Annotated in this window: 12 protein-coding genes; 1 reads left to right on the top strand and 11 read right to left on the bottom strand. The window is 44.7% G+C overall.

The window, feature by feature from the left end; genetic code table 11:
* Positions 1-100: 100 nt before the first annotated feature.
* From NSQ38_RS12805 to NSQ38_RS12780, 6 genes are all read right to left on the bottom strand, one after another.
* Positions 101-544, bottom strand: coding sequence for a GNAT family N-acetyltransferase (locus NSQ38_RS12805; protein WP_339789645.1), 444 nt, complete (start codon positions 542-544; stop codon positions 101-103).
* Between the two features lie 247 nt (positions 545-791).
* Complete coding sequence (locus NSQ38_RS12800) at positions 792-1,691, bottom strand: ROK family protein (protein ID WP_339789643.1); 900 nt, start codon at positions 1,689-1,691, stop codon at positions 792-794.
* 28 nt (positions 1,692-1,719) lie between these two features.
* A complete protein-coding gene (locus NSQ38_RS12795; protein WP_339789640.1) occupies positions 1,720-3,192 on the bottom strand; it encodes a glycoside hydrolase family 32 protein in 1,473 nt (490 codons plus the stop codon).
* Positions 3,193-3,219: 27 nt separating this feature from the next.
* On the bottom strand, positions 3,220-4,827 hold the full coding sequence (locus NSQ38_RS12790; protein WP_017686933.1) for an ABC transporter substrate-binding protein: 1,608 nt from the start codon (positions 4,825-4,827) through the stop codon (positions 3,220-3,222).
* 55 nt (positions 4,828-4,882) lie between these two features.
* Positions 4,883-5,764, bottom strand: coding sequence for a carbohydrate ABC transporter permease (locus tag NSQ38_RS12785; RefSeq protein ID WP_091027870.1), 882 nt, complete (start codon positions 5,762-5,764; stop codon positions 4,883-4,885).
* 16 nt (positions 5,765-5,780) lie between these two features.
* Positions 5,781-6,641 (bottom strand): ABC transporter permease subunit, encoded by an 861-nt coding sequence (locus NSQ38_RS12780; RefSeq protein WP_223200008.1) that lies wholly within the window; start codon positions 6,639-6,641, stop codon positions 5,781-5,783.
* 540 nt (positions 6,642-7,181) lie between these two features.
* Between NSQ38_RS12780 and NSQ38_RS12775 the strand changes: the two genes are divergently transcribed.
* A complete protein-coding gene (locus NSQ38_RS12775) occupies positions 7,182-8,258 on the top strand; it encodes a LacI family DNA-binding transcriptional regulator (RefSeq protein ID WP_339789637.1) in 1,077 nt (358 codons plus the stop codon).
* A 117-nt stretch (positions 8,259-8,375) separates the two neighbouring features.
* On the opposite strand, the gene NSQ38_RS12770 is transcribed toward NSQ38_RS12775, so the two are convergent.
* The 5 genes from NSQ38_RS12770 to NSQ38_RS12750 form a co-directional block, all read right to left on the bottom strand.
* Positions 8,376-9,194: a purine-nucleoside phosphorylase gene (locus NSQ38_RS12770; RefSeq protein ID WP_036617166.1), complete on the bottom strand. Its 819-nt coding sequence runs from the start codon at positions 9,192-9,194 to the stop codon at positions 8,376-8,378.
* Positions 9,195-9,359: 165 nt separating this feature from the next.
* Positions 9,360-9,530 (bottom strand): hypothetical protein, encoded by a 171-nt coding sequence (locus NSQ38_RS12765; RefSeq protein WP_165980249.1) that lies wholly within the window; start codon positions 9,528-9,530, stop codon positions 9,360-9,362.
* A gap of 198 nt (positions 9,531-9,728) precedes the next feature.
* Entirely contained in the window at positions 9,729-10,730 is a 1,002-nt protein-coding gene (locus NSQ38_RS12760) for an endo-1,4-beta-xylanase (RefSeq protein ID WP_339789634.1), read from the bottom strand.
* Between the two features lie 241 nt (positions 10,731-10,971).
* The gene (locus tag NSQ38_RS12755; RefSeq protein WP_081746078.1) at positions 10,972-11,319 is read right to left on the bottom strand and encodes a hypothetical protein; all 348 of its coding nucleotides are present in this window, start codon (positions 11,317-11,319) and stop codon (positions 10,972-10,974) included.
* A 135-nt stretch (positions 11,320-11,454) separates the two neighbouring features.
* Complete coding sequence (locus NSQ38_RS12750) at positions 11,455-12,327, bottom strand: aminoglycoside phosphotransferase family protein (RefSeq protein WP_339789631.1); 873 nt, start codon at positions 12,325-12,327, stop codon at positions 11,455-11,457.
* Positions 12,328-12,345 lie beyond the last annotated feature (18 nt).

The following is a 12,345-nucleotide window of genomic DNA, read 5'->3' as shown; positions in this document are numbered from 1 at the left end:
AAGAATTAAATGAATGGGTCTGTTACGTAACCGTTACACTGACCACTACGCAGTCAGAACGTAAATATGAAGTTAACTTTCAATACGTATGGTAATCATACTATTCCGGCAATTGAACCGACATAAACACATCGACCTCATCTTCACTGTCCAATATAAATCCAAATCGTTCATACAATCGCCGAGCAGGACTTCCCTGCAAAACATTTAAAATAACCCGTTTCCCCTGAACTTCATCCTGTTCCAGCAGCATGTTCAATACCTGAGTTCCTATTCTCTGGCCCTGATAATCGGGATGTATGTAGAAATGTTCCAATAGATATTCCTCAGCCTTGGGCTTCAAGGCTACACAACCTACCATTGAACCCTCCACTTCAATAATCCGCGTATGAACAGGGTCGAATGTATTGCGGAAACGTTCACGCACTTTCACATCATCGTACCTTCCCAGCCTGGTTAGATCATCGTAGAGTACCAACGCTCGCAAATCAGCGAGTTTCTCTTGGTCTGCCTGTACAGCTTGACGCATTGTTATATGGTTCATTGGTTGGATTCCTTTCCATTCGAGACACGCTAAATTTTGAATGTCTTATCGCACTATAGGGATAGACACTAAAAATCATACCTTTGGCAGCTCACATGAGCAACATCGGATTTTAGAACGCAATATTTTTTTCAAACTATTTATCTCCGCAAAAAATAAAAAAGCCCAAAAAGGACGGTGCAGTCTTGCTTATACAAATAAGCGAATCCGCAACCGTCCCTTCTGGGATGAAGATTATTTAAGAAAACTACGAAGCATGTGACGCTTGTGCTGCATGCTGCAATGCTTCCAGACCCAATGCGAGCGCACCACACAGACCTGCATGCTGGCCCAATCCGGGCTGGACAATATATTGGTCGATATGTTGCGTGATTGGTGCAGCATTTACATAACCATTCAGATTCCGCACTACCTGCTCCCGGATCATAGAAAACAGATGATCTTGCTGCATCACACCACCGCCCAAGATGATTTTCTGCGGCGAATGAAGCAGGATGGCCGTTGTAATCGACTCCGCAATGTAAAAGGATTCGATCTCCCACGCCGGATGATCTGCCGGCAGTTCACTGCCAGGAATCTGCCAGCGAGCTTCAATGGCTGGTCCTGCTGCCATCCCCTCCAGGCAATCGCCATGATACGGGCATAATCCGGCAAAGTGATCGTCTGGATGGCGTCTTGTGCGAATATGTCCACCCTCGGGATGTAACAATCCGTGTACTCGTTTGCCCCCTGCCACAAGTCCGACACCAACTCCTGTGCCAATCGTGTAATATACACAGTTATCCAGCCCTTGCGCCGCTCCCCACGTCACTTCACCGAGCGCGGCAGCATTCACATCCGTATCCCATCCAAAAGGAACCGGAAATTCATGCTTCAAGGTTCCAATCACATTACAGTTTCCCCACCCAGGCTTAGGTGTGGTCGTAATATAACCATAGGTGGGACTATCCGGTTGCAGATCAATCGGACCAAAGGAGCCGATACCCATTGCTTCCACATTTTTATCCCTGAAATAGTCGATCACCTTGGCAAGAGTGGTCTCCGGATGTTCTGTTGGAAAGCTGATCCGATCTTCAATCTGTCCATGCTCATTACCTACACCACATACAAACTTCGTTCCGCCCGCTTCTATGGCTCCAATACGCATCGTTCTGGGCTCCTTTCCTTCATTACAATTAACCTTTAGCCTTGGTTGGTGATATCTCATAGATATGAAGTGAGGAGAAGACCAGATCAGTATTTTCAGCATGAGCAGAGATGCCCTTGGAATCCACATCCGGATAGATCAGATCCGTAATAACCGCCTGACCATCATTTGCAAATACCTCCACAGATGAATGATCTACATAGATACGCAAACTTTGATTCCCATTTACATCTTTTAACTCAGCTGCATGGCGGCTCAGGAAATGTTCATGAAAATCGCCGATACCCGATCCACTACGATCGATATATACTTCCCCTCGGTTGGCATCTACGCCAATGAGCGTTTCGTTGTCGGCTCCACTTCTTAAGGCAAAATGGAACGACTGATCTGGAGTCCACTCTGCATGGATCTCATAGTTCACTAGTTGCAGAGCGTTCAACTGCTCACTCACTTGCTGAATCGAAGCATCCTGTAGGGACAATAATGGCGTACGGGCTTGCTTAAGTTCACGTGCAGGACGTTGAATCAATATTACTTCTCCGACTCTTGTCTCGAGTGACAGCTCCCGTGCAATGGTCATTGCTCCACGATAATCATTGGTCGGCGTCTGGTTGGCATACATCCAGTTGCTCATCCACCCCATAAACAGGCGTCTGCCGTCTTCAGCCGGAATGTCTGACCAACTAACTCCCGCGTAGTTATCCCGGCCATGATCAATCCAGCGAATCGTATGGGATGCCTCATCTGGAACAAATGTTCTTCCATCAAAATCTCCGGTAAAATATTGTGTTCTGGATCCTTCTTTAAAAGCAGGATCTGCACCGATGCTAACGAGCATCACCCATTTCACCTGCTCTGAATCTCCATCCACTGCAAGCGGGAACAGGTCCGGGCATTCCCACACGCCATCGTGTGAACCGATCCCTTCGCCAAATTCACTTCCTAGCGTCCAATCCTTCAGATTGGGAGATCGGTACAGACATACCGTTTGACCACAAGCGATAATCATAATCCATTCCTTGGTCTGCTCATGCCAGAACACTTTGGGATCACGGAAATCAACAAAGGACTCATGCTTTAATACCGGATTACCCTCGTATTTAGTCCAGGTTCTGCCGTTGTCTTTGCTATACGCCAGACTCTGACGCTGAACAGGATGATCATTTGGTACTTCCAGATGATGTGTAAAAATGGCTACCAACCCCGGCTCATCTTCGAAAAATCCGGAAGTATTGTTCCAGTCCACCACCGCACTGCCGGAGAAGATCATGCCATGTTCATCCGGTGCCAGAGCTACAGGAAGTTCCTCCCAAGTGACGAGATCTCGGGTTACCGCGTGACCCCAATGCATCGGTCCCCATGTAGTACCAAACGGATGATACTGATAGAACAAGTGATACTCCCCATTGAAAAACACCATGCCGTTTGGGTCGTTCATCCACTTCTCTTTCGGTGAAAAATGGTATTCATTTCTGTAATCTTGTTTAAGAATTGTCGACATTATGGTTTCTCTCCTCCGTACTTTTCTTTATTTGTTATTACGGTCATATCCCGCTTGTTTAATCTGTAGCCATTCTTGCAATCCAAGGCGATCCAGCTCTTTCAAGTAAGCATCCCATTCCTGATCTATTTTCCCGTTCTGATACCATTCTGTACGCAAACGTAACACGTAGGCGAAGAGATCGGTCTCGATCGTGGACAATCGATCCAGTTCATCAATGGAGAAGAACACACTTGGATATACGTTCTCCGCTTTCATATGCGGAACCATAACCTTGTCGAGAAGTTCCATCCGCCAAGCCGCATCTTCCGGTTTGGTTGTGTATTTGTCATAATAACTGTCGAGAATGGCCAATGGTCCTGCGATACTGGTTTTTTGTCTAAGTTCAACTGGTGCAGAGCCTTCCAGCGGAAGATGCTTCAGCATCCCTTTGGCTTCATCGAATTCAAAAATATTTTGCTGACTCTCATCTCCATAGGTACCCCAGTTGTTCTGTACGGATTGGAGCGGATCGTACAATTGGTCTACCCACTTCGCTGTGGACTCCAGGTTTTTATTGCTGCTGGTGATGACCATGCGACCACGATCAAGCCCAATCCCGTTTGTTCTTGTGACATTAACTTCGCCGTTAGGTCCAGCAACCGGAGGCAGAACATCATACGTATCATTCATGCCTGTAATGTTAGCCTTATCCCAAGTGAAGTACATGCCGTACTTGTTGTCCTTGCCTTTCGCAAGATACGTGTTCCAATCCTGCTGATACGACTCAACATCGACGAGACCTTCCTGAACCAGCTCATGAATGTATTTAACCGCTTCCTTGTAGCCTTCATCAGCTGCCGTGAAGACCACTTTCCCATCATTGGTTACCACGGTATGATCCCAGTTCTCTCCGAGTCCAAATGCCGCAAAGAGGAATGTTAGATCTTCTCCGCCCGGTTTGTTAATGAAAGATAACGGAATTTCGTCTGCCTTACCGTTGCCGTTAGGATCTTGGGTTTTGAACGCGATCAATACTTCTTTCAGTTCTTCGGTTGTCGTTGGCATCTTCAGTCCAAGCTTGTTCAGCCATTCCACATTAATCCAGGGCAAGTTATCCACTGCCTGAATCCGTTGTTTGCCACTTCCGAGTTCTTCAATCCATGGGAATGAATAGATATGTCCGTCTGGAGCCGTGATCATGCTCTTGTATTCGGGAGCTTCCTCCAGCACCTTTTTCAGATTGGGCATGTGTTGTTCAATCATGTCCTCAAGTGGAATGATCGCCCCGTCCTTCGCCAGTTTCAGGAGATCATAATCCCCGTAACCTGCATCAAAAATAGCATCCGGCAAATCACCGCTGGCGACCGCCAGATTTCTTTTTTCTGCAAACACATCACTCGTATAGTTCTTCCAGTTGATATGCACATTGGTTTTCTCTTCGAGTCGCTTGTTAATCAGCTTGTCGTTCGGATCAGCGGGAGCCAGCGGAGAGCTCTGTGTTATAAAATTCAATGTCACCTTGCCATCAGGGGATTGCGCCTCACTTGCCGCGCCGCCTCCACCCCCGCCACAGGCGGTTAGAAAGAGCATTGCAGATAACATGGAAATGGATGCCGTTGTAACGGCTTTTCTGGATTTGTTCACTTTTTTCATAATAATGACCTCCATGAGTTGGATTGGATCAACTTACTGTATCGCAGGCTGTTCACTATTTGAGGGAACCGACCATGACACCTTTTTCGAAATACTTCTGGAAGAACGGGTACATGATGATGAGTGGCAGACTCGAAATGACAATCGCTGAGTATTTAATCATCTCGGAGAGCCGTTTCAGTTCTGCCATCGCAAGCTGATCACTGATCATGCCAGGTGCTGCCTGATTCTGAATCAAAATGGAACGCAGAACGAGCTGTAACGGATGCAGTTTCGGATTATCCAGATAGATCATTGCATCAAAATAGGAATTCCATTGCCCAACGAACGCATAGAGGGCAAGTACAAAAATGATCGGTTTCGACAACGGAATGACGATCTGGAAGAAAATCTTCATCTCAGAGGCGCCATCCACGTTTGCAGCTTCTTTCAGTTCTCGAGGGACTCCTTTGAAAAAGGTTCTGGAGAGAATGATGTTCCAGACGTTAACGGCTCCAGGGATGATGATCGCCCACACCGTATCAAGCATGCCGAGATTACGTATGAGTAGATAGGTAGGGATTAATCCCCCGCCGAAGAACATGGTAATGATAAAGATAATCATGAAAAATCCACGTCCCGCGAGCCTGTCATCCGACAATGCATAACCTGCAAATATGGATACGGTCACGGTGATCAGTGCAAAGGAAACCGAGTACAATACCGCATTTGCAAACCCCCGGATCATGGCTGGATTGGACAAAATCATCTGATATCCGTCCAAACTCCAGTCCGATACATTAAAGGACAGTCCACGATTCAGTAACACCGTGGGGTCCATGAATGAGGCGATAACAATATAAATCAGGGGAACAACCACAACCAGTACAGCACAGGTGAGAAAGATGGCATTGAGTGTGAGGATCAATCGATCCATTCCCGTGTGTTTAACAACCATGGATAATACTCCTTTCCTAATAGAGGCCTTCGCCTTCATTCAATTTCTTCACAATCAGATTCACCGTCACCAGCAAAATCACATTGATAACCGAGTTGAACAATCCAACTGCCGCAGAATAAGCGTAATCTCCAGACTGTAGACCCACCTTGTAGACATACGTGGCAATAATCTCGGAGGACGGCAGGTTCATGGACGTCTGCATCAGATAGGCCTTCTCAAATCCAATGGACATAATCCCGCCAGCTGCAAGGATAAAAACGATGGCCATAATCGGACGAATTGTTGGAAGGTCAATGTGGCGAATACGCTGAAGGAGATTGGCTCCATCCAGATTAGCCGCATTGTGAAGCTCCGGATCAACATTGGCCAAAGCCGCAACGTATATGATGGAAGCCCAGCCGGCTCCGGTCCAGATATCGGACAAAATGTAGATCCAGCGGAAATATTCCGGTTCAGACATGAACATGATTGGCTGACCTGTAATCCATGTGGCTAATTGATTAATTGGCCCTGTCGGTGAGAGGAAGATGAACAGCATACCCACAACCACAACAACCGAGATGAAATTGGGTGCGTACAGAAACAATTGAATATTTTTCTTGATGCCAGCTTTGCGTACCTGATTCAGCATGAGTGCCAGTAAAATGGGCACCGGGAAACTGAATATCAATCCCAAAAAGCTGAGTTTAAGCGTATTCATTAAAATGATATCGAAATTGGGTGAAGCTATAAATTTCTCAAAATGCTTCAGTCCTACCCAATCACTGCCCATGATGCCTTTGATCGGACTGAAATCCTTAAACGCAATGATGGCTCCGTACATCGGAATGTACTTGAAGATAAGAGTCAAAATTAAGGCTGGTGCAAGCAACATATATAAAAAGTAATTTTTTTTGAGCTGCTGCAACCTATGACCGCTTGTCGTCCTCACTTTCAGTACCCTTCCCTCGCCCTTTTTGCTGTCGGCTATGTTATCCAACACAATACCCCCGTTCCATTCTAGAAGTTGACAATTGTTTTCAGTAAGGGCTTTCAATATTTACAATTGCCTATTTAATAATTTACAATTTATCAGGTTTAAACGGATTTAGTCAATACGTTTTGTAAAAAAATATTTGTGCATTTGATCATTTTATCTTTGCATCAATGTAACTAAAGAGGATTAAATTTGCATATATATAGCACTGAATCGTTAATACCAGCATAGCTATTTCTATAGCATTACTGTAATAGATCATCATTGTTACATAGTTAAAGAAACTTCTGGAACAATTATGAAAATAGAATTCGCCTATCTAAATGTAAATACAATTGTGCATTTGTAAAACAGAGATTGCTATTTGTCCCGTTCTATTATACATTTGACTTAGAGAAGAATATGGATGACTATTGATGATTAGAGGTGAAGCATTAGATGGCAAAGGAAAAAGTCACGATACAAGACATTGCTGATGCTTTGGGGATTTCCAGGAATACGGCTTCCAAAGCATTAAATGATAGCGGAAACATCCCGGATGAGACCCGAAATCGTGTAATTAAAAAAGCAATTGAACTCAAATATAAACAGTTTGCCTATATGGACAATGAACATGTTCTAACCAAGGCTCCAGGCAATATCGCCCTGTTAACTGAAAACCTGCCTAATACATCTCACTTTGGTTCGTTGTTAATCAGTGGTTTGGAGAAAAGAATCAGTGCGGAGGGATACAATCTCTCGATTCATATCGTGCGTGAAGACGATCAAGATACACTTACACTTCCTAACAATTTTGATATAGCCAAAGTAGACGGCATCATTTGCATCGAATTATTTGATCTGGAATATACACAGCTCATTACCGATCTGGGCATCCCCACCATCTTTATCGATTGCGCTTCCAACATATGTTATCCCGAATTCCAAGCAGATTTGCTACTCATGGAGAATGAACATAGCATCTACCAGTTAACCAAAAAATTAATTGAGAGCGGCTACACAAGTATCGGATTCGTCGGGGATTACAATCACTGCAAGAGCTTTAATGAACGATGGGTTGGATATCAGCGCGCTATGCTGGAGGCGGGGTTGCAGGTCGACCTCTCCCATTGCATCGTAGATAATGATCGCCTGTGTTTCTCCAAGCCAGGATGGTTGAACCAGCGAGTGGCAGAGCTGGCATCCCTCCCTTCCGCTTACGTATGCGCTAATGACTTCATTGCAGTTGATCTGATCAGGGCGTTAAAAGATAGAAATGTCGCTGTACCACAGGATATTGTGATATGCGGATTCGATAATGCACCCCAATCTCGAATTATTGAGCCAGCATTAACAACGGTTCATATTTACAGCAATGAGATGGGCATTAAGGCTGCGGAGATGCTGTTATCCCGGATTAATAGCCCCTCACAACCTTATCAGGTCTCGCACATTGTGACCAAACCCATCATCAGGGAGTCCACGCCAGCAATCATGGCCGATCATTCTCAGATGGTTCATAGTTCTGCAAAATAAAAAAACGTATGTCTCACGAGTAACAGCTCGTGAAGCATACGTTTTTTTGTGTTTTCGATTTGGTTGGATGAAAACTCTATCCTATCCATCGCTGCCTAGATAGAAATCATCTCGCGATTAGATCTCTTTCAAGATGCCTTTTACCAAACCAATAAAGGTTGTTTTCACTTGCGCAGCCACTTCAATAACTTCATCATGACTTAACGGCTGATCCAGAATGCCACAGGCCATGTTGGTCAGACAGGAGATGCCCAGTACCTTCATACCGCCATGAATGGCAACAATGGCCTCAGGTACTGTGGACATGCCCACTGCATCCGCACCCATCGTACGAATCATGCGAATCTCCGCTGGTGTCTCATATGCCGGACCACTCCACCATGCATAGACACCTTGCTGCAGCCCAACATTTTGTTCTTCTGCAACCTTAAGGGCAATACTGCGCAGTTCGCGATTGTATACCTGTGATACGTCTGGGAAGCGCACACCCAGTTCAGCATTATTTGGTCCCATCAATGGGTTATTGCCTACCAGGTTAATATGATCTGTAATGAGCATCAGTTGACCTGGCTCAAAGCTTGTATTGATTGCTCCGCAGGCATTGGTGATAAGCAACTGCTCGACACCCAGCGCCTTCATGATGCGAACCGGGAATGTCACTTCGTCCAGTGTAAAACCTTCATAATAATGAAGACGTCCTTTCATTGCTACAACCGTTTTGCCCATCAGTTCACCAATAACCAATTCATTGGCATGACCGATAGCCTCCGATTGCGCGAAATACGGAATATCTGTATACGGGATAACGGTCGCATTTTCAATCTCGTCCGCGAGCGCTCCCAGTCCCGAACCCAGAATCATGCCTACGGCAGGTTTGGTATGGATTCGGTTTAATATGTAATCTCTTGCTTCCTGAATATGTGCGGATTGATGCATAATGATATCCTCCTGATGATCTGAATTGAGTTAACTAAAACTGAGTTAATGAAGTGCTACTCATCAAGTGTAATGAACAATGGTCTTGATGTAAATGGAAGCTGTTCTATATACAATAAAAAAACGAACGTGTACTCCAGAATCGTTTAAAAACATGGACATACCCTAATCCAATGTATATTTGTTTCTACTTTTCATGTAATCGATTGTCATGATCAGCAACAACATGAATGTAGCAAACATCAGCGGTTTGGCAAAAGTACCTTCTTCAAAGATATAATAACTAAATGCAAAATTTCCGGCAAAAGTAATTAAATAGTTTCGGATGTAATCCATCTTCTCATCTCTTTTCAGGAAAGAATTTGGTTCGCCATTTCTTCAAGCCTATCACAAAATTCCATTTAATACCATATTTTTATCATCCACACCAATCAACGCCTCAATCATGCACGAGATAGACGTACTGTATAATCTATATTGACTACAGCAAAAAATCGGCCACATTGTGACCGATTCTCTCCACTTCCCTGATGTTCAGGACATAGGGTTAATGATACGCCAGAATGATTCCTTAGGCTGCAACTGCTGATCAAAAACAAAGGGCCAATTTTTGCGCCCACGAACCGGGAAATGGTCCAGCCAGGTGTAATTGTCCGCTACTCCCCAGAACGTCACAGAGGTAATGGATGATTTATACTCACGGAACAAATTAAAGATCTCCTCATATCGACGCTCCTGTAGCTCAGCCATCTCCGAAGTTGGCGCGGTGAGGTCCGTTCGACGATCCTCATGACGAAACACGGACATATCCAGCTCGGTAACATGCAACTGTACATCCAGTGAAGCATAACGCTCAATAGCCATTCGGATTTCTTCAATGGAAGGACCATGGATATTCCAGTGTCCCTGCATGCCGATTCCATGTACAGGTGCTCCCTTATCCAACAAAGAACGCACCAGATTGTATATTTTCTCCCGTTTGACCGGATCCGTCTCATTGTAGTCATTATAGAAAAGAAGGGCATTGGGATCAGCTTCATGAGCCATGCTGAATGCTTGCTGCAAGTAGTCTTCTCCCACTAGCTCTAACCACTTCGTGTCCCGCATGAACAGGTCTGTCTTGTCTTCAACAGCTTCATTAACAACATCCCACGCGTATATTTGCCCCTTATACCGACCTACTACCGTATCGATATGTTGCTTCAAACGGGATAATAACAGTTCTCTGGAAGCAGGAGCACCTGTTGTATCCTCGAAAACCCATTTCGATGTTTGATTATGCCAGACCAAAGTATGTCCGCGAACCGCAATTCCTTGGGCAACGGCAAAATCAACAATTTGATCCGCCGCCTCAAATGTATAACGATCCTCTTCCGGGTGAATTTCTTCGAATTTCATCTGATTTTCAGCCGTGATGCTATTGAAGTGTTTGGCAATAAATTCCCCTTCGGACTGCAACATTCTGGTATGTACAGCAGCACCTATTTTAAACGTATTGGCGTATGCAGCATGTAGTGATGGAATTTTTGTTGGCATTTACAATTCCTCCCTGCCAGTTTTTATCCATCATATCGTTTGTTGAATACGCTTACAACGAACAAATTATACTTCTTCCCCCTCATATTTAACTATTTATGATCCCGGGCCCTGTGCGCGCAAAACAAAAACACCTCCACGTATGTTCCAATGCTCATCGCAACAGAACATTTCTTCGAAGGTGCTTTGTGATCGTGATGTTCAGTTAAATTCAACTCATGTACAAAGAGGGTATGAAGCGTTACAGCTTGTCTACCTGTAACAAGGTCACCTGTTTCACGGTGCATGCCGGGTTAATTTGCTCCTCGGACAGAATGTTCAGCTTGATCAGGCTTTTCAGCTTATGGCTGTCTACCTTGGACAACAATCGCCAGATGTCCGGGTCTGGAAGAGAAGCATACAGCTTCTGATCATCGTATTCCTTCCGGTTCTGCAGCACTGTTTTCACGGTGTAACCACCAACCTGCGTCTCATAGACCCCTTGTTCTGCACAATACGCGACAATCTCATCTCGTAGTACAGACAACTGCTGCTCAATATCTTTTTGCTGCTGCTTCAGTTCAAAGTACGTTTGCACTTTCTGCTCCATATCGATCACGCTCCTCTACTATCATAGGTATGCGAGGATCGCTAGTTTAGGACTGGCTGTTTATTTTAATTGAAAAATGCGGTCTTTTTATTACTTAATCGTATACTGTCGTCATTGTGTATCCCCGTATTACGATTACAGCAGATGTTCATTCAAATATGGATTATGGACAGCCATGCTGTGAACCCTTTCCATTACATCTGGCCCCATGGGTACATCCCCAACGCGTCTTAACAGAATCCAGCGCAGACAAGCTATCGCTTCAAAAACCTGCTCCTCTTCCAGCGTGTATGTATTACTTGCAGAATGTGCAAATTGAGAGCGATACATCTCACCGTAACTCTCACCATTATAGATCGTGATGAGAAACACCGACCATGCAATATCATACCTTGGATCACCGTATTGGCCGTTAGTCCAATCGATAATGGTGTAATCGCCTTCCATTTCAAGAATGTTTCCCAGATTATAATCACCATGAATCAAACAGTCCTGTCTGATCTGGACCTGCTGGATCAAGTTTGCCAGAAGATCATATATATCGTCATGTAACTCAATTTGAGGAAAAAAGTATTGAACAAAATCGTACCTGAATATGTATTCTTCATCTGCTCCAGTACCCACTTCATTCACCGGATAACGATGGACTTCCATTAATCGCCCAGCCAAATGTGTCAGTTTGGTTTGTGTTAATTGGGTAACCGGCTTTCCATCATAGCTCGTTAACAGCACTTGATTCCCTTGCTCGTTTAACCCCCAACCGTAGGATTCAGAAACACGAATCCCACTTTGATAAAGCTTGGACATTAATCGATATTGTTTGGCGATATCCGGTTTGGAATCCTTGTCCCAGACTTTCAATGCGTACCGCTGATCACCCATTTCGATTCTCATCACACTCGCTTCCAGTCCAGGTGGCAAAGGAATGATCTGATACTCCTGTTCCATCACCTCCTGGATACGCGCATCCAGTTCTATCCAATTAATCTGGCTAAGTTGAATCGTCATCGTTCTCCTCCTCCCATG

It is taken from the genome of Paenibacillus sp. FSL R7-0313 (assembly GCF_037969885.1).
Taxonomy (GTDB): Bacteria; Bacillota; Bacilli; order Paenibacillales; family Paenibacillaceae; genus Paenibacillus.
This window is presented reverse-complemented; position numbering and strand designations above follow the sequence as displayed.

Excerpts from the sequence above, each read along its gene's own strand:
- NSQ38_RS12770 (WP_036617166.1), bottom strand. The coding sequence starts at position 9,194 with ATGCATCAATCCGCACATATTCAGGAAGCAAGAGATTACATATTAAAC.
- NSQ38_RS12780 (WP_223200008.1), bottom strand. The coding sequence starts at position 6,641 with ATGTTGCTTGCACCAGCCTTAATTTTGACTCTTATCTTCAAGTACATT.
- NSQ38_RS12805 (WP_339789645.1), bottom strand. The coding sequence starts at position 544 with ATGAACCATATAACAATGCGTCAAGCTGTACAGGCAGACCAAGAGAAA.
- NSQ38_RS12755 (WP_081746078.1), bottom strand. The coding sequence starts at position 11,319 with ATGGAGCAGAAAGTGCAAACGTACTTTGAACTGAAGCAGCAGCAAAAA.
- NSQ38_RS12785 (WP_091027870.1), bottom strand. The coding sequence starts at position 5,764 with ATGGTTGTTAAACACACGGGAATGGATCGATTGATCCTCACACTCAAT.
- NSQ38_RS12790 (WP_017686933.1), bottom strand. The coding sequence starts at position 4,827 with ATGAAAAAAGTGAACAAATCCAGAAAAGCCGTTACAACGGCATCCATT.
- NSQ38_RS12775 (WP_339789637.1), top strand. The coding sequence starts at position 7,182 with ATGGCAAAGGAAAAAGTCACGATACAAGACATTGCTGATGCTTTGGGG.
- NSQ38_RS12750 (WP_339789631.1), bottom strand. The coding sequence starts at position 12,327 with ATGACGATTCAACTTAGCCAGATTAATTGGATAGAACTGGATGCGCGT.
- NSQ38_RS12795 (WP_339789640.1), bottom strand. The coding sequence starts at position 3,192 with ATGTCGACAATTCTTAAACAAGATTACAGAAATGAATACCATTTTTCA.
- NSQ38_RS12760 (WP_339789634.1), bottom strand. The coding sequence starts at position 10,730 with ATGCCAACAAAAATTCCATCACTACATGCTGCATACGCCAATACGTTT.
- NSQ38_RS12765 (WP_165980249.1), bottom strand. The coding sequence starts at position 9,530 with ATGGATTACATCCGAAACTATTTAATTACTTTTGCCGGAAATTTTGCA.
- NSQ38_RS12800 (WP_339789643.1), bottom strand. The coding sequence starts at position 1,691 with ATGCGTATTGGAGCCATAGAAGCGGGCGGAACGAAGTTTGTATGTGGT.